19 protein-coding genes are annotated in these 18,009 nt (G+C 40.0%); 13 read left to right on the plus strand and 6 right to left on the minus strand.

The features are described 5' to 3' along the window. Positions 1-54 precede the first annotated feature (54 nt). Positions 55-1,680, minus strand: a complete 1,626-nt coding sequence (locus QNI29_RS12025; RefSeq protein WP_231416754.1) for a M20/M25/M40 family metallo-hydrolase — start codon at positions 1,678-1,680, stop codon at positions 55-57. 153 nt (positions 1,681-1,833) lie between these two features. On the opposite strand from QNI29_RS12025, the gene QNI29_RS12030 reads away from it, so the two are divergent. The 4 genes from QNI29_RS12030 (at position 1,834) to QNI29_RS12050 (ending at position 6,090) form a co-directional block, all read left to right on the plus strand. After that, positions 1,834-2,580, plus strand: a complete 747-nt coding sequence (locus tag QNI29_RS12030) for a glycerophosphodiester phosphodiesterase (RefSeq protein ID WP_231416755.1) — start codon at positions 1,834-1,836, stop codon at positions 2,578-2,580. A 342-nt stretch (positions 2,581-2,922) separates the two neighbouring features. Next, the gene (locus QNI29_RS12035; protein WP_231417572.1) at positions 2,923-4,344 is read left to right on the plus strand and encodes an NADP-dependent glyceraldehyde-3-phosphate dehydrogenase; all 1,422 of its coding nucleotides are present in this window, start codon (positions 2,923-2,925) and stop codon (positions 4,342-4,344) included. Between the two features lie 385 nt (positions 4,345-4,729). Beyond that, positions 4,730-5,026 carry a hypothetical protein gene (locus tag QNI29_RS12045; protein ID WP_231416757.1) on the plus strand — a complete coding sequence of 99 codons (297 nt, stop codon included), beginning with the start codon at positions 4,730-4,732 and terminating at the stop codon, positions 5,024-5,026. A 194-nt stretch (positions 5,027-5,220) separates the two neighbouring features. Next, on the plus strand, positions 5,221-6,090 hold the full coding sequence (locus QNI29_RS12050; RefSeq protein ID WP_231416758.1) for an SDR family oxidoreductase: 870 nt from the start codon (positions 5,221-5,223) through the stop codon (positions 6,088-6,090). A gap of 92 nt (positions 6,091-6,182) precedes the next feature. Here the strand turns inward: QNI29_RS12050 and QNI29_RS12055 are convergent, their stop codons facing one another. The 3 genes from QNI29_RS12055 to QNI29_RS12065 are packed head-to-tail and all read right to left on the minus strand — an operon-like array spanning position 6,183 to position 9,034. Beyond that, on the minus strand, positions 6,183-6,668 hold the full coding sequence (locus tag QNI29_RS12055) for a DUF456 domain-containing protein (RefSeq protein ID WP_231416759.1): 486 nt from the start codon (positions 6,666-6,668) through the stop codon (positions 6,183-6,185). A 60-nt stretch (positions 6,669-6,728) separates the two neighbouring features. Then, entirely contained in the window at positions 6,729-8,456 is a 1,728-nt protein-coding gene (gene pabB / locus QNI29_RS12060; RefSeq protein ID WP_231416760.1) for an aminodeoxychorismate synthase component I, read from the minus strand. Then, the gene (locus QNI29_RS12065; protein ID WP_231416761.1) at positions 8,453-9,034 is read right to left on the minus strand and encodes an anthranilate synthase component II; all 582 of its coding nucleotides are present in this window, start codon (positions 9,032-9,034) and stop codon (positions 8,453-8,455) included. The genes pabB and QNI29_RS12065 overlap by 4 nt, the downstream gene beginning before the upstream one ends. Positions 9,035-9,212: 178 nt before the next feature. Here QNI29_RS12065 and QNI29_RS21185 point away from each other — a divergent pair, with 178 nt between their 5' ends. Beyond that, a complete protein-coding gene (locus tag QNI29_RS21185) occupies positions 9,213-10,304 on the plus strand; it encodes a glycosyltransferase family 2 protein (RefSeq protein WP_231416762.1) in 1,092 nt (363 codons plus the stop codon). A gap of 67 nt (positions 10,305-10,371) precedes the next feature. Beyond that, positions 10,372-11,391 (plus strand): NADPH dehydrogenase NamA, encoded by a 1,020-nt coding sequence (gene namA / locus QNI29_RS12075; protein ID WP_231416763.1) that lies wholly within the window; start codon positions 10,372-10,374, stop codon positions 11,389-11,391. Positions 11,392-11,459: 68 nt separating this feature from the next. Here namA and QNI29_RS12080 read toward each other — a convergent pair whose 3' ends face one another. Then, positions 11,460-11,966, minus strand: coding sequence for a hypothetical protein (locus QNI29_RS12080; protein ID WP_231416764.1), 507 nt, complete (start codon positions 11,964-11,966; stop codon positions 11,460-11,462). Positions 11,967-12,169: 203 nt separating this feature from the next. On the opposite strand from QNI29_RS12080, the gene QNI29_RS12085 reads away from it, so the two are divergent. The 3 genes from QNI29_RS12085 to QNI29_RS12095 are packed head-to-tail and all read left to right on the plus strand — an operon-like array spanning position 12,170 to position 14,785. Next, on the plus strand, positions 12,170-12,475 hold the full coding sequence (locus QNI29_RS12085) for an ArsR/SmtB family transcription factor (RefSeq protein WP_231416765.1): 306 nt from the start codon (positions 12,170-12,172) through the stop codon (positions 12,473-12,475). Positions 12,476-12,485: 10 nt separating this feature from the next. Next, positions 12,486-13,406 carry a ribonuclease Z gene (gene rnz, locus QNI29_RS12090; protein WP_231416766.1) on the plus strand — a complete coding sequence of 307 codons (921 nt, stop codon included), beginning with the start codon at positions 12,486-12,488 and terminating at the stop codon, positions 13,404-13,406. Between the two features lie 11 nt (positions 13,407-13,417). Further along, a complete protein-coding gene (locus QNI29_RS12095) occupies positions 13,418-14,785 on the plus strand; it encodes an aldehyde dehydrogenase (protein ID WP_231416767.1) in 1,368 nt (455 codons plus the stop codon). A gap of 51 nt (positions 14,786-14,836) precedes the next feature. Here the strand turns inward: QNI29_RS12095 and QNI29_RS12100 are convergent, their stop codons facing one another. Beyond that, positions 14,837-15,325, minus strand: a complete 489-nt coding sequence (locus QNI29_RS12100) for a metallophosphoesterase family protein (protein ID WP_231416768.1) — start codon at positions 15,323-15,325, stop codon at positions 14,837-14,839. Positions 15,326-15,357: 32 nt separating this feature from the next. On the opposite strand from QNI29_RS12100, the gene QNI29_RS12105 reads away from it, so the two are divergent. The 4 genes from QNI29_RS12105 to QNI29_RS12120 all read left to right on the plus strand — a co-directional run bounded on the left by QNI29_RS12105 (position 15,358) and on the right by QNI29_RS12120 (position 18,009). Continuing rightward, a complete protein-coding gene (locus QNI29_RS12105; protein ID WP_231416769.1) occupies positions 15,358-15,795 on the plus strand; it encodes a nucleoside 2-deoxyribosyltransferase in 438 nt (145 codons plus the stop codon). A gap of 115 nt (positions 15,796-15,910) precedes the next feature. Next, positions 15,911-16,486 (plus strand): histidine phosphatase family protein, encoded by a 576-nt coding sequence (locus tag QNI29_RS12110; RefSeq protein ID WP_231416770.1) that lies wholly within the window; start codon positions 15,911-15,913, stop codon positions 16,484-16,486. A 38-nt stretch (positions 16,487-16,524) separates the two neighbouring features. Then, on the plus strand, positions 16,525-17,523 hold the full coding sequence (locus QNI29_RS12115; protein ID WP_231416771.1) for a sodium:calcium antiporter: 999 nt from the start codon (positions 16,525-16,527) through the stop codon (positions 17,521-17,523). A gap of 126 nt (positions 17,524-17,649) precedes the next feature. Further along, complete coding sequence (locus tag QNI29_RS12120) at positions 17,650-18,009, plus strand: Lin0512 family protein (RefSeq protein ID WP_231416772.1); 360 nt, start codon at positions 17,650-17,652, stop codon at positions 18,007-18,009.

Here is an 18,009-nt window from a genome sequence, read left to right on the forward strand (position 1 = left end):
TTCTTTAAAGCTTAGATCGTTATCCGTAAGAGCCCCATCCCTCACAAAATTGTTTTAACTTCGCGTTTTCAATAAAGTATGAATGGTTTCAGAAATGATTTCTGGTAGCTGTTCGAAGCTATAAGAGAGTTCTAGTCGTTCAGACCACTGATGGGGGTCTTTCCCTCTTGGCCCGACGTTTAAAATGGGCATTTGAAACATTGACAGTCGTTCATCTGATAATTCAAATCCATTGCCATAAAGCGGCATATTCTCTAACAACGTATTTAATTTAGTCTCTGAGGTTGGCGGACCAATAAAGCTAAGATCTGATAGACCAGGGAAAAATTCTACTTCCTCAAGAGTAATCTGGAACTGATCTTTCGTGTAATCTTTAACGTGTTGCAGCGTATCCTTAACATAGTCATCTTCTTTAGACGAGACAGATGGATAGAACGGTGGACTGTAAAATAGAACAATCATAGGCGCAAGGTCTTTACATAGCGATGCAAGCTCTTGTACAAGAAGGGTTGAAAACTCTCGGTCTCCTTTCTCTCTTTGACTTATGAGAAGATTCCTCCTCCTCTCAACCTCTTCTCCCCCGTATCGCTCCACTGCTTCATTATATAATTCATCATAAGTAAAGACACGTACAGGAAATTCTGGTATATGAATGCCCGGCTTTTCATTCAGAAAGGCACGCGCCTTCGCATTGAAGTGTTTTGTCGTCTGGCTACTTGCTCGATTCGCTGCTTCAAGAAGCTTCTTATGAATCTCTTTCGTGGACTGCTTCAAGTAAAGAACATTATACATGGCTACAGCCGCTTGAGGTGTCTGAACGGAGTACTCCTCCTTCAAGTCTCTCTGCATTAAAGAGATCGGCGGTGGTGTGGTTTCTTCCCCCACTGTTTCGATGAAAGCTTCATTTAACTCCAGTTCTTGTGATAAGTAACTTACCATTAAATTAGCGTTTAGTCCTGCAAACGGTTCTCCCACATGGGTCTCTTTTCCATAACATAAGAAACCAGGGAGCAATTTCCCGATTGAGCCTGAATATACATATTGTCCTGGGTCACCAGGATACTGGCTAAACATCGGTTCTCCGTTTAAACATGCCCTATAGTTGAGGTTCTCCTGCTTTTTGATTTCTTGAAGGGCTGGGAGAGCTTGAAGCATACCAAGGGAGTTAACCTCTTCGTCAGGTACCGTTAAGAGAAGTAAATTCCCTTTAAATTCACCTTCCATAGCACGCTCTAGCATGGACATATGAACCGTAAGTCCTGCTTTCATATCCATAATTCCTCGCCCAAACAGCCATTCCCCGCTTTTCATATCTTGTTGAATAGCATCGGGGAGTTCTTCTCGTATTCGCTCATATTCTTCAGTTAATCCCCTCGGATAAAAAGCAAGAGGCTTTTTAGAACCGAAATCATCAACCCCTACCACATCAAAGTGACTTAATAAGATTACCGTATCTTGAGCTTCATCTTGTTTTACAAGTGCTGTCACGAGCTGCCTACCATCAGGTAACGGATGAAGCTTAACGTGGTCGGGATGGTTTTTAAAATAATCTTTTTCCATAAATCGTTGGTGAATATGTTCAGCTAGCGCAATTTCTGCTTCGCTTCCTGTAATACTTGGGTATTCAACTAATTGGCAGAGCAGATCGACAAGCTGTTTCTTAGTTTTCCAATCTGACATGATCCCACTCCTATTCCTGCTTGGGTTATAATTGATGTATTATTCAGATATTTACGCTATCTTATCACAATACATTCTTTTACAGAAACTAAATTGACTTTTATATCGGGATGGAACACAATCAAGATGGACTCTATTTCAGGAGGTGCTAATGTGAAGACGTTTATATTCGCTCACAGGGGTGCAAGCAGATTGGCTCCGGAAAATACGATGGCTGCTTTTATACTGGCACAAAAGATGGGAGCAGACGGGGTTGAAACAGATGTACAGCTAACGAAAGATCATATCCCCGTCCTCATTCATGACGAGACCCTTCACCGCACAACAGATGGTACTGGATATGTAAAAGATTACACGTTTGAAGAATTAAAAAGACTTGATGCCGGAAGTTGGTTTAGTGAAAAATATAAAGGAGAACAGCTTCTTAGCTTAGAGGAATTTCTTCAATGGATCGCATCAACCAACCTTGTAATGAATATTGAGTTAAAGAACAACCTCATTGATTATAAAGATATTGAACAAAAGGTTTTCAACTTGATTACCCATTATAAACTCGAGCACAGAACGATTATCTCAAGCTTTAACCCAAAAAGCATCAGACGGTTTAGACGGATCTCAAAAGAGATAGAATGTGCTTGTCTAACAAGCAGACGCCCTAAAGATCTACAGCAACTCATACAAGACTCCAAAGCTAATGCTTTACACATTAAATACACCGCCCTAACAAAAGGTTTATTAAAAGAAGCCGATCGTTTACAGCTTCCAGTCAGAACCTATACAATCAATCGCCCCTCCAGATTGATGCGTTCTTACAAACTTAACCTTGATGGCATTTTTACAGATGTTCCCCATTCTGCTATAGAATACAAAGAATTATATCTACATAAACACAAATCCTAATGAGTGAGTCCTTTTTTGGGCTTACTCATTTTTATATTTCATTCATTCTCTCCGTATAAAATCTCTACAACCATTTTGTTAATTATTTTTAATTTTTTATAAAATCCACAGAAAACGCATTCAATACATTTATTAGAATGATGTTACATATTTTACTAACAAAAACCCAAAAGAAAGCATTTTCATTGATATATCAGTGTATATGTTTTGCAATATTCCTTAATCAATTATAAAATGACTTACAGTGAAGCATCTTAATAAAGATTTATTAATTTTTTTAACTATTTGAAGTAAACACTGAACCATAAAGGAGTTTTACACGTGAGTACAACAACAAATGAAATGATTAAAACACTTCTAAACGGAGAATGGAATGTAAGCGAGTCAAAAGCGACAGTAGATATTTATTCTCCTTCTAATAAAGAACTTGTCGGGAGCGTACCTTCCTTATCTCAGGAAGAATTAAATACTTCGATTGAAACAACAGCTAAGGCTCAAACTGAATGGGCTGAACGTTCTGTGCAAGAACGTGGAGAAATCCTTAATAAATGGGCTGATCTTCTAGAAGAACGAAAAGAAGAAATTGGTACAGCAATTATGAAAGAAGTTGCAAAAAACAAAAAATCTTCTGTTTCTGAAGTAGAGCGTACTGTAGACTATATCCGTCACACAGTCGAAGATGCTTATCGATTAAATGGTGAAGTGAAGCGCGGAGATGGCTTCAAAGGAGGCTCACGCTCTAAAGTTGGTTTAGCTGAAAAAGCACCGCTTGGAACAATCTTAGCTATTGGACCATTCAATTACCCAGTTAACCTTTCAGCTTCTAAAATTGCACCAGCCCTTGTTCAAGGTAATAGCGTTGTGTTTAAACCAGCCACTCAAGGTGCGATTAGCGGTATAAAAATGGTAGAAGCTCTAATTGATGCTGGCCTTCCTAAAGAACTTATAACCGTAGCAACAGGACGTGGCTCTGTGATCGGTGACTTCCTTGTTCAACACCCTAAAGTAGATATGATTTCTTTCACAGGTGGAACAGCTACAGGTCGTCACATCGCTCAACTATCCTCAATGGTACCTTTAGTACTTGAACTAGGCGGTAAGGACCCTGCGATTGTCCTTGAAGATGCAGACCTAGATAAAGCTGCAAAAGAGATTGTAGCCGGAGCATACAGTTACTCTGGTCAACGTTGTACAGCGATTAAACGTGTACTTGTTCAAGATGAAGTAGCTGATGAGCTAGTAGATCGTATCGCTCATAAAGTGAAGAGCCTGTCTGTAGGTATGCCAGAAGATAATAAAGATGTGACCCCTTTAATCGATGATAAGAGCGCTGATTACGTACAAAGTCTTATTGATGATGCGAAAGATCAAGGTGCGACAGTTATTTCTGGTGACACACGTGAAGGTAATCTTCTTCACCCAACTCTTCTTGATCATGTATCAACAGATATGCGTGTAGCATGGGAGGAACCATTTGGTCCTGTTCTTCCAATTATCCGCGTTTCTAGTCAGTCTGAAGCTATTCAAATCGCTAATGAATCTGAGTATGGTTTACAGGCGAGTATCTTTACGAAGAATATCGACAACGCGATGAGCATCGCTGATAAACTAGAAGTTGGAACAGTTCAGCTAAACGGTAAAACATCCCGTGGACCAGACCACTTCCCATTCTTAGGTGTGAAAGCCTCTGGTCTTGGTGTACAAGGCATCCGTGAGAGCCTTCTTTCCGTTGTACGTGACAAAGTTACTGTTATCAACATGTAATTCCATACTCCAAATGATGATAAATAAAAGCTCAGAGTTACCCTGTAACTCTGAGCTTTCTTTATATCCCTTTCTTACTTTCTTCTTTTTTCATTAACCTCAGAACATGATCTTTCGGGGTCCAGCAATCAAACTTCCACCTCGGATCTGTTTCGTAACCTAGACGCTTACAAAAACGTTTAACTCTCCCCTTTTCCTTAGCTACAGTAAAATGCACACATGTAGCACAACAATGAAAGTCTCTCACCGCTTCCACCTCCACTCGAATGTCTCCAGTGTAACACATAGACATCTGCCTATTTTCAGGTTTCCCATTAGAATAAAGACCCAAAAATCTCATCAGGCGCATATCATAATCAGGAAATAACAAGGAGGAGGAAGTAGTATGCATCATAACGGATATGCTTATCCTGTGCTTCCACAAGGGAACCACAATTTATACAGATCAGATGAAAGAATTTTTGTCGGAAGACGACCATTTGGATTCGGTCGCCCATTTTTTGGAGGACCTTTTGTCGGGGGACTTGTCGGAGGTCTCGTAGGTAGTGCGCTCTTTTCCCCATTTTATCGTCCATACCCATACTATCCACCGTATTACGGATATGGTTATGGCCCTGGCCCTTATTACGGGGGATATGGGGGATATGGAGGATATGGAGGATACGGTTACGGAGGTTACTAAACAGGGCACCACGGGTTAAGAATTAATTGAAGAAGGCTAAATCATGATAGATTTAGCCTTCTTTTTTCTATGACGGTCCACCCTCATACATATTCATAAAAAATGATACCGTTATCAGAGTTTGAATCTGGATACATGTGGAATAGTACCTCCGAACCTAAAAAAGTTTAGCAACATAATAAGGAGGAACCGATATGAATCGCGATAATTTAATGCAAGATGGCCCTCGCAAACAAGAACAACAACGCCAGCCAGGGTTTGAATCACAAATGAATCCTTCCCCCCTTCAAGCTGATGAAGACTATCAGAGTGGAAATAAATTAAAAGGTAAAGTGGCTCTCATAACAGGCGGAGATAGCGGGATTGGTCGATCTGTAGCTATTGGTTATGCAAAAGAAGGCGCCCATGTTGCTATTTCTTACTTAGATGAGCACGAGGATGCGGAAGAAACGAAGAAGAAAGTAGAAGCAGAAGGTACTAAAGCTTTGCTACTACCTGGAGATGTTGGGGATGATGCTACATGTCGTGATATTGTAGCCAAAACGGTCGATACTTTTGGTCAACTTGATATTTTAGTAAATAATGCAGCTGAACAACATCCAAAAGATAACATTGAAGATATTTCAGTAGAACAATTAGAAAGTACATTTAAGACCAATATCTTTTCTATGTTCCATATGGTAAAAGCAGCTCTGCCACACTTAAAACAAGGGAGCGCTATTATTAATACTGCTTCTATAAATCCGTATACAGGGAACGCTGAGCTTGTTGATTATACAGCCACAAAAGGAGCTGTTGTAGCATTTACTCGCTCCATGGCTCAACAACTTGTCAACCGTGGCATACGCGTTAATGGAGTTGCACCAGGTCCAATTTGGACGCCTCTTATACCAGCCACTTTCCCTGAAGAAGAAGTAGATCAGTTTGGCACCAATACCTTAATGGGCCGTCCCGGGCAACCTGTTGAGCATGTAGGAAGCTACGTCCTTCTAGCTTCTGATGACTCATCTTATATGACTGGTCAATTTATTCATGTTAACGGAGGTTTGTTTACCTCAAGCTAATATAATATAAAAAATCCTCACCTCTTTAGTTAGGAGGGAGGATTTTTTATATTATAGGTTAACGACACTTAATTCAAATGAGATAAGTTCCTTTAGAACAGGGTGACATTTAAGACGAACCACCCAATAATAAACGTTTGAATGATAAACTTCGCCAAAGTACCTCCGAGAAATCCAATAATAGCTCCCTTAGAGGATTGAAGCGCTTCTTGTAAATCTTCTTTTTGAATATACTCAGTAATAAAAACGAATACAAATGGCACAAGAATGACGCCAAACGGAGGGAATATAAAGGAACCGATAATCACACCAATAGCTGCCATTCGTTCTCCCCATTTTGTCCCTCCGTAATGTTTGACCGCTTTACTGTTAATGATAATATCTGAAATGAGGAGCACCACGGTTAATACCCCCATCGTTATCCAATACCAGATACCTAGTTCATTGCTATTTATTGCAAATTGATAAACCAGCACACTAATCCATAAAAATAGTGGACTCGGCAATACAGGGTAAAGTAACCCCACATAACTAAAAATAAAACTAATGACAATAATAAGCCACCAAATAATATCCATATGCACACTCCTGTCTATTAGAAATCTTGTTCCATAAAAACATAAAGAATCTCTTAGATTTTATCGAACAAGTTCCACTTGTACCCATTTTTTCAAACCATTAATCATCCAGACCTCATCTGCACGTTTCAAATCTTCCATATAGAGAGTCTGGGTACCAATCATGCCTTCTTCTAATAAATATTCCCGATAAGTACCAGCTAGTAATCCACTTTCAACAGGGGGAGTGACGTATTCACCATCTATAAAGAGCACGAGATTGCCGATTAGAAATTCAGTCAACTCCCCTTTTGTGTTCCATAGAAGAACAGAGAAAAAGTCTTGATCCTTATGCTTATTGTACATACTTCTGTGAGTTGTTTTATGATAAAGGAACGGATCTTCCTCATTAATAGACGAGCTAGCTAGCTTACACTTCATCACCGCTTCAATAACCTCTTCCTGAACAGCCTCTGCTGTTATATCCCCAGCATCACTGACTAAAAGCCTTACCTTATAAAGCCCCCGCCCATTAAACTCCTTAATTTCTGCAAGTTTTTCAGAGACCTCTCTTTCGGGCCAAGGGTATTGAAAATAGATCGCACTATCTTTCATTCGCTTCAGATGGTGGTCCATCAAAAAATACTCTCCCTCTTCTAACCGAATGGTTTCGAGCAGTTGAAAGGAAGGCCGCTTCTCTGTTAACAATTTTGCTTTCACCCAGAGTTCGTCAAATTCCCCTTTTGAAGTAGACTCCCAAGTAATTCCGCCACCAGCGCCATATGTAGCTGTCCCCTCTTCACGATCGATCCAAACCGTGCGGATTGGGACGTTAAAAATGGCTTCCCGTTCAGGCGTGAACATTCCAATAGCTCCGCAATATACGTCTCTTGGTGATTGTTCTAGAGCTGAGATGTAATCCATCGTACGAATCTTAGGGGCTCCTGTAATGGAACCACACGGAAACAGAGCACGGAATATTTCAAAGAAAGGTAAATCGCGAGGCACCTCCCCTTGAATAGTAGAGGTCATTTGATGGACTGTCGGATAGGTTTCTACATCAAACAAACGAGGTACTTTGACAGTACCAGGTGTGGCAATCCGCCCCAGGTCGTTTCGTAGCAAGTCCACAATCATTACATTTTCAGATCGGTCTTTCTCTGATTGAGATAGTGTCCTCTTAAGCTGATGATCTTCAGCCATTGTCTTTCCTCTTTTAATAGTTCCTTTCATGGGCTTGGTGGTTATATGTTCATTGTCTTTTCTGAAGAATAGCTCCGGAGAGGCAGAAAGAATCGAATAACGGTCAAATTGCAAATAAGCACTATAGGAGGATTGTTGATTCTTAGCAAGCACATGGTAAAGTGCGAGATCATCTCCATTAAATTGTGATTTCAACCGAGCCGTATAGTTCACCTGATAGGTATCTCCCTTTTCAATCGCTTCATGAATGGTTCGGATACCACGTTGGTATTCCTCGTAATCCGATTGGAGTTTCCACTCAGCTACATTATATTGAAGGCTTCCACTCTCAAGAGGAACTTCGCTTTTTTTTGAGAATACTCCCATCATTAGAAGTGGCATCTCAGAATTAAGGGAAACCTTAAATCGCTTGTCAAAAGCTGGCGCTGCTTCATAAGACATATATCCCGCCACATATTTACCTTTTTCAATTGCCTCTTCAATTCTACAGAAGGCTGCTTCAATTTCTTCAATGGTGTGTGCCTCAATGACAGATTCAGGCTCCGTAAACACAGATGGGGTGACGACACCTTCTTTATTCTCAAAGTCGAATTGTAAATTAATCATGAAGGAGCTACCTCCTTTACATCAAAAAAGTTCTGTAACATTTCGTACCCATTCTTTGTTAAGATCGCTTCAGGATGGAATTGAATTCCTTCAACCGGATAAACGTTGTGTCGCACTCCCATAATAGCTCCGTCTTTTGAGCGCGAGGTCACTACTAATTCTTTAGGGAGCCTGTCCTCAAGAGCTACTAAAGAGTGATACCTTGTAACAGTAGTAGGAGACGAAATGCCATCATAGATGCCATTTCCATCATGAAATACAAGAGAGACTTTACCATGCATTGGACGTTCTCCTTTTTTTACTTCCCCTCCGAAAGCTTCTACGATCACCTGGTGCCCAAGGCAGATCCCAAGAATAGGAACCACTCTAAAGAAATGTTTAACAACATCTGTACAAATCCCGGCTTCTTGAGGAGAACCAGGGCCTGGTGACAATACGATTGCTTCTGGTTCTAAAGCTTCGATTTCTTCAATAGAGATCTGGTCGTTTCGATAGACCACTACCTCATACCCTCCCATCTGTATATATTGGAATAAATTATATGTAAATGAATCATAGTTATCGATCATTACGATCATTCTTACCACCGCTTTTAAGTAATTGTATTGACGATCTTATTATAGCTTGTTTTACCTCTTGGATACAAAAGGGGATATTTTGGGAAAAGTAATGCCAATACGCTCTAAGAGAGGATCCAGGCATCGTGATTGTCCAAGAAGTATGATAGATTTTAATCTATAGATCGGAGGCTGGCACATGACAATTCTTTTAATCATGACGATCGCTTTTTGGACGTATGCCCTAATCGATGGATGGAGAGGCTTGAAATCTATAAAAGCTCTTAAAGAGGTCCAGGATCATCATTCAAATCAGTTTGTCTCCATCATTCTGGCTGCTAAAGATGAAGAAAAGGCGATTGATCAAACATTACAATCCTTGATAAATCAAACTCATGAGCCCTTTGAAATCATAGCGGTAAATGATCGTTCTCAAGATCAAACAGGTTCTATCATAAACAAATGGGCAAAAAGCAATCCTTCCCGCATAAAAGCTATTCATATTGAGGTACTGCCTGCAGACTGGTTAGGGAAAAACCACGCTCTATACCAGGGTACAGGCACGCAAAAGGAGATGTTCTACTATTCACGGATGGAGACATTTACTTTTCTAACAACGCTATTAACCAGGCCCTTTCATTCTTTGAAGCGGATCAAGTGGACCACGTTTGGGTTTGGCTTCTTTAAAAGGCCGTGGACAGCAAACAAGGATTATTCTAATAAAGGAGGTATGGGCATCGGAGCATTCAATATGCTGAACCGCTCCACTTACGAGGCAATTGGAACTCATAAGTCTTTTTCACTCAGGCCGGACGATGACCTTTATCTCGGACAACTGGTGAAATCCTCAGGATACAGACAACGGCTTGTGACTGGAATGGATGAACTATCTGTTGAATGGTATCCTTCTTTAAGTACTGCGATAAAAGGACTTGAAAAGAATACATTTGCCGGATTGAATTATTCTTACTCCTTAAGCTTTATTGCTGTTTCAGGAACGTTTATTTCTCAAGTTCTCCCTTTCGTTATATTCATTGTAGGATCCAACGATCACAGAAGCTTAAGTGCAATAGCCATCTTTTTAATGCTTGCATTAATGGTGATGACAACAAGGAAACTAACCCATTACCATTCCTTATACGCACTCACCCTTCCCTACTCTGCTTTATTGTTTATATACACGATCGTACGCGCGCTCACTATTACGATTAAGAACGGTGGAATTGAATGGAGGGGAACGTTCTACTCTTTAAAAGATTTAAGAGGAAAAAGGAAAAGCACGAAGCAATAAAAATGTAAAAATCATTTGATTATGAAATAATGAACTCGTTCTGTATTTTCAAAAAGGAGGATTACCTATGGAATCCAGTTTATTTTCCCCCATAACATTCGGAAAAGTTACATTAAAAAACCGGATTGCTATGTCCCCTATGTGTATGTACTCTTCTCATACTGAAGATGGGGTTGTAGCACCGTTTCATTTAGCCCACTACGAGAGCCGCGCTGCTGGTCAGGCCGGGCTCATTATGATTGAAGCGACCGCCATACTCCCTGAAGGACGGATCTCCCCTCAGGATTTAGGAATTTGGAGTGATGACCATGTTTCAGGTTTGCAACAAATTAATGAAGGGATCCATCGTCACGGAGCCAGATCAGCGATTCAATTAGGGCACGCAGGAAGAAAAGCGATCTTGGATGAAGACATATATGCTCCAAGTCCGATTCCTTTCAAAGAAGACATGGAAACCCCAAATGAAATGACCACCTCTGATATTAAACGTACAATACAGGCATTTAAAGAAGCAGCGAGACGTTCTAAAGAAGCGCATTTCGATATTATTGAGCTTCACGGAGCGCACGGCTATTTAATTAGTCAGTTTCTTTCCCCTCTCACAAATAAACGTACAGATGAGTATGGTGGAGATCGAGCGTCTCGTTTTCGATTCTTAGAAGAAGTGATCGAAGAAGTCAAAACCACTTGGGATGGACCCATATTTGTTCGGATTTCTGCGAATGAGCACGATGTAAATGGGAATCAAATGGAAGATTTCCTTTATTATGCTGAACGTATGAAAGTACTTGGAGTTGAATTAATTGACTGTAGTTCTGGCGGTGTAGTACCTGTTCGACCTGAGGTCTACCCTGGATATCAGTTGCAATATGCAGACCAAATCCGGAATCAGGCGGATATCGCAACAGGCGCAGTCGGCATGATTACTTCTGGCCTTCAAGCAGAGGAAGCAATCCGGAACAAAAGAGCTGATTTAATCTTCGTAGCTCGCGCCATGCTTCGCAACCCATACTGGCCAAAAGCCGCTGCTGATGAACTTGGTGTGGAGTTAGAAGGTCCTGAGCAATACAAAAGAGGATGGCTGTAATCACCACTCTCACGTTTACGTAAAAAAGGAGTATGAAACTTAGTTTCATACTCCTTTTTCTTTCAAACCTACATTTTATACATTGAATTAGCAATTTTAATTACATCTTCTTTCGTGAATTGCTGTGGCTGACTCGGAGGATATGCCATCAACTTCACGATATAAGCTCTGCTCTCACTCTCTTTACTCCATTGCAATTCGTTTCCAAACTCATTCATTTTGAATTTTGCATGGGCGCCATTCTGAAGGTCAATTCCCGTATCACTTGTATACAATTCACCTTGGTGACTCATTGTCATCACATGTAAATTTAGTTGACCATTTGTGAAGATAATTTCAATATGAGAAGGATTTTCAGAGCTTGTGATTGCTTGTACATCTGTCACTTCAAAAGGAATATAATCAGGTACTTTAATTTGCTCCAACTGCTCTTGTGACAGTTCATTCAATTGATTCTTTAAAGTAGGATAGTGTTCTTTTAATTGTGCGAGATTTTCAGAAGACGTTTGATCCCCACACGCAGATAAAAGCAACAATAAACCGATTAAAACCCCTATAGACCACCACTTCTTCACTTCCATCACCCTTACTACATTTTCCTCTATAGATTAGACGAACTTCCCCATAGAAACGATTCAACATTTTTGAATTCTTTTTTTAAATGTGATAGCGATTCTCCACAACCGGATCGGGCTAATCCTAACCTCCAAAAAACTTGCTTCTGTATTCTGTTTCGTTTAAACTTTTAAACTAACGAACAGAAAGAAGGAATCGAAATATGTCTACCCACTTTGAACAGCTGTTTCGCCTGAATACCCTAACCTTTCATGCGTTAGGAGATACGGCCAGACAAGATATTATTTTACTGCTGGATCAATTTAAACGATTAAGCGTCAATGAAATTGCGGAAAAGTCTCCTCTTTCACGCCCCGCTGTCTCCCATCATTTAAAGATCTTGCGAGATGCGGGCATTGTATCCATAGAGAAAGAAGGAACAAAGCGCTATTATTTCCTGACTATCGAGGACAGAATTGATCTATTAAAACAACTCATAACAGAGGTTGAGAAGCATTGTATAGAGTAGGAGGAAGATCATGGAATTTATATTTTTAGGAACAGGTGCTGGTGTACCCTCTAAGAAACGAAATGTTACAAGTATCGCTTTACAATTGTTGCAAGAAAGAGGCGCAACCTGGTTAATAGATTGCGGAGAAGCTACTCAACACCAAATCTTAAATACTTCCATACGACCGAGAAGGATCGAAAAAATATTTATTACCCATTTACACGGAGACCATATATTCGGTTTACCAGGTCTATTGGGGAGCCGGTCTTTTCAAGGGGGAACAACTCCTTTAGAAATATACGGACCTCGGGGTATCAAAGCATTCATAGAAACCGCCCTTTCTATTAGTTCAACTCGCTTAACCTATGACTTGCAGATTCATGAAATAGATGAAGGTAAAATTTATGAAGATGATCAATTTACGATTACCTGTAAAAAATTAGATCACGGCATTTTAAGCTATGGGTACTCTTTTGAAGAGAAGGACAAACCTGGAGAACTGCTAGTTAAACAATTACAAAAATCAGGCATTCAACCAGGCCCCATTTATCAGCAGATCAAAGACAATCCTAGAGTCATGTTAGAGGATGGAACCATGATCGAGCGAGAAGACTATGTAGGCCCTCCTAAAAAAGGCAGGAAAGTGTGCGTCTTTGGCGACACACGCTTTCATGAGCGGTTTATTCCATTTGTAAAAGATGCTGATGTGTTAGTACATGAAGCGACATTCTCTGAAAACGAGGAAACACTAGCTTATAATTACTATCATTCCACAACTGCTCAAGCTGCTCGCATTGCTCAAGAAGGTGGGGTCAAACAACTCATCATGACCCACATTTCATCTCGCTACCAAGATGAAGACGTGAACTCGTTATTAAATGAAGCCAGAACCTATTTTTCTAATACAGACATCGCTGCAGATTTAAAACAATTTAAAGTACGTGATTAAGGAGGGAAAAGATGAATACCGAAGAACTGGTTCATCACCAACGAACATTTTATTACACAGAATCTACGAAGCCTTTTTCATTTCGGAAAGAACAGTTAACAAACCTTAGAAACATGATTGCAGAAAATGAAGAAGCTATTATCGGGGCGCTCTATAAAGACCTTCACAAGTCAGAGTTTGAAAGTTATACGACAGAAATTGGGTTTTTATATAGTGAAATCACCTCTACCATAAAAAATTTAAAAGACTGGATGAAACCTCAAAAGGTCAAAACACCTCTTACACATGCAGGATCCAAAAGCTACTTATATAAAGAACCATACGGTGTTACCCTTATCATCGCTCCATGGAACTATCCATTTCAATTGGCTCTTGCTCCTGTTATTGGAGCCCTTGCAGGTGGAAATACGGTTATCCTGAAACCTTCTGAGCTTACCCCTGAAACGTCTATCCTTCTAAAGAAAATGGTAAGCAAATGGTTTGATGCATCTATCTTTACAGTAGTAGAAGGTGACGCGGAGGTAAGTCAGGAACTACTCGAGCAGCGTTTCGACCTTATATTCTTTACGGGAAGTGTTCCTGTTGGAAAGATTGTTATGGAAAAAGCAAGCCAGCACTTAACTCCTGTACTGTTGGAGCTTGGAGGGAAGAGCCCAACTATTGTTGATGAGGATGCGAATTTAGATCTTGCTGCGAAACGAATCGCCTGGGGGAAATATACAAACGCAGGACAAACGTGTATAGCACCCGATTACCTATACGTTCATCGCTCTGTAAAACCTGAATTAATGAGTAAATTAAAAGCTGCAATTAAGGATCTATACGGTGAGGACCCTCTTTATAATGAAGAATATAGCCATATTGTAAACCGACGTCACTACGAGAGATTATGTAACTATCTACACGACGGCGAGCTTTTAACAGGCGGTGAACATGACGCAGATTTAAATGCCATTGAACCGACCATCTTAGATCATATTTCATGGGATGATTCCATTATGCAGGAAGAGATTTTTGGTCCTATTTTACCTGTCTTAACCTTTGATCAGTTAGATGAAGTGATTGACGAAGTGAGAAATCATGAAAAGCCATTGGCTCTTTATTATTTTTCTAAGAATGAACAAAAACAAGAAGAGATTTTAGAGAAGCTATCGTTTGGCGGAGGTTGTATCAATGACACTCTTTTCCATGTTGCTAACCCCCACCTACCATTTGGTGGTGTTGGTCAAAGCGGCGTTGGTACCTATCATGGCAAAGCAAGCTTTGATGCCTTTACTCATTCGAAAGGAATTGTCAAGCAAACGACTAAATTTGACCTTTCCATTCGCTATCCTGGACGTAAGCATGGGTTAAAACTCATTAAGAAACTTCTTAAATAAGTCCGAGCCCCCCCTTATGTGGGGGGCGTTATTCAAATTAAGTAATATCTTCTATAGAATATACCTATGCATACAGTCAAGACCATGAGTCGTATCAATAATCCCATAGGAGGTATAGGGAAGTTTACGTTTGTCCATTAAAGATCCTGGATTGAACAATAAAGTCTTCTTAACCCATCTTGTTAGAGGTAAATGGGAGTGACCAAATATAATAAGATCCACTTCTTCTCCTTCAAATGCCTCGACAACCCTTTTCTCGGTTGTCTTCTTATCTCCGTGTCCATGTACAACTCCAATTTTATAACCATCGAGCTCCAAAACTAATTTCTCCGGCAGTCGATCTCGTACCTCCTCTTCTTCAATATTTCCCTGGACCCCTTGTACCTTTCCATACGAAGCTAGCTGATCGTATACTTCCAAACTACTCCAATCACCAGCATGGATAATAAGGTCTGAATTACTTAACTCTTCTTTTATGGATTCGGGGAATGCGTTCCCTTTTTTCGGCATATGTGTATCTGAGACAACAATTATTCTCATGTCTTCAATCCTCTCTTAAAGGTGGTTATATTATGAAAGTTTTTCTCGCAGGCCCATTCTTTAATAAGGAAGAACGTAAACGAGTTCGTGATATTGCTGCAGTGCTACAAGATGTAAAAGGCTTAGAAGTTTTTATTCCCATGAAAAATCAATTCAAACCACTCGAATTTGGAGAACCCCTATGGAAAAAGGCTGTGTTTTCAAATGATGTCATTCATATATTGGAATCCGACGTCATGGTTGCGATCCATGATAGCGGGAATAAACCCTACCCAGACTCTGGAACAATGTGGGAAATAGGATTTGCCTACGCAAACAGAATTCCAATCATCGTCTATACAGAAAAAGATACAATAATGAATCTTATGATTGCAGAATCAGGTAGAGCCTTTGTATACTCATTAGAAGACTTAATCGCCTATGATTTCCAAACACTTCCTTCAAATACTTATAAGGGAGAAATTATCTGACCTTCTTTACAAGAGTGTTTTCCATTGCTACTAAAGGAGCGCTTCTGTACAATAAGAGTGACTCTATTAAACGAAGCAATGAAAGCAGTTTTATTATAGAAGGGACTTAGATATATTGACTACAGTATGCCTTGTTCGACACGGTGAAACAGATTGGAATAAAGAATCTCGCCTCCAGGGCCAAGAGGATATCCCATTAAACGACACAGGACGTAAACAGGCGAAAGAAGCTGGTTTGCACCTTAAAGGAATGGAATGGGATGTGTTCATAACAAGCCCTCTTTCAAGAGCCAAAGAAACGGCCACTATTATTTCAGAACAAATGGATGAGTCCATTCGCCTTGTGGAGATGGATCATTTTAAGGAACGTGCATTTGGAGAAGGATCAGGATTGACGTTTGAGGAAATTCGCACTCTCTACCCCAACCGGGACTACAAAGGTCAAGAAGAGTGGAATCCATTTCAGAAGAGAATTTTTGATGGCTTACATGACATTCAGAAACACTATAAAGATCAAAAAGTTCTTTTAGTTGCACATGGAGCTGTAATCAATGCAATTCTATCCGTCCTATCAGAGGGAGAAATCGGTTCAGGCAAAACGAAATTAATGAACGCATGTATTAGCAATATTGAACATCTGAATGAGATGTGGCAAATAAACACCTATAACGATATCAGCCACCTTTCTTAATTTGAATTTAGATCATCAATACGGGAGTGTACTCTACATTGACCTATATTTTATTTACAATAGCAGCCCTAGTAACATTTTTGCTAGCTGTTAACTTATCGACTTATGCAGACATCATTGAAAAGAAATCGGCTGCAACAGGTGCTATGATCGGTCTCTTGCTCGGTGCGGCAACATCCTTGCCAGAAATTACAACAAGTATCACAGCTGTCACGATTGATAATCCTGACCTTGCTCTTGGTAACCTATTGGGGAGTAACCTTTTTAATGTGCTTATATTAGCCCTATTCGATCTATATTATCGTAGGTCTCGTCTACTCGGTTACTCTACAAACGAGCACGCAGCTACAGCAGGCCTTGGTCTGTTGATGTCGATGGTCATCTTATTATCTTTCGTCATCTCTCTCCCCTACTCTTTCTTTGGCGTTGGTCTTGATTCTTTAATCATCATTGTCTTTTACCTTGTTGGTATTAGAATTATCTCTCAGTTCACCTCTAATGAAGCCAATCAGCCGGTTGAAGAAGCAAATGCAAGACACGTACAAAGGATTCAAACTACTAGTTTACAGCAAGCGATCTTATATTTTGCACTAGCGGCTATTGGTACAATCCTTGCAGGTAGTCTTCTCACTGTAACAGGTGATCAAATTGCAAAGATTAGTGGACTCGGTTCTACATTTGTCGGTTCCTTGCTTATTGCAGCAAGTACATCTCTGCCTGAGGCAGTTTCATCCTTTATCGCAATTCGGTTACGCAACTATTCATTAATGATGAACGGAATCCTTGGTAGTAATCTATTCAATTTACTCATCCTTGCTGGTACAGACTTATTCTTCCGTAACGGCCCCCTTCTTCAAGCTGGGAATGAAGCGCATGTATACTCAATTATCGGTTCAATGCTTTTAATCGCTTTAACGCTCTATGCCATTTTAAGAAAAAAACCTTTGAATACCTTTTCGTATATGTTCCCTTCCGTTTTGATTGTAATTATTTATTTAGCTTCGAGCTACTTAATTTATACGCATTCCACTGTTTAACAGCCGAGCGGTATACCGCTCGGCTTTTTCATATTCCATTCAGCCAGATCGCATAAAAGTAAGATTGACCACAAAGAAGCTCGTATGTGCTAAAATGAAATTAATAGCAAGAAAGGAGCGATAATTATGAATCAACTTGTGTTTATAGAAACGGGCATGGGTGTTGATGTTCATGGCCAAAACGTAACAAAAGCATCTGTACGCGCTGTTAAAAACGCCATACATACGAACTCTATGCCGGGCATTAAAAATATTCTACCAGAACAATCTTTAGACAATATGGTGGTCAATATAAAGTTAGCTGTCCCTTGTGATAAGGAAAAGCTAGACCTTGAACAGATTCGCAACGCTATCCCTTATGGAACTGTCACCGTTGAGGTAATGGACGGTGGAATGCTTACAACAAGTGGTATACATTTAGAAGAAAAAGAGGACAAAAACGACCTCATGTATATCGTAAATGCTTCTGTTGAAGTAGGCTACTAA

Origin of the sequence: Pontibacillus chungwhensis (genome assembly GCF_030166655.1) — a bacterium.
Taxonomy (GTDB): domain Bacteria; phylum Bacillota; class Bacilli; order Bacillales; family BH030062; genus Pontibacillus.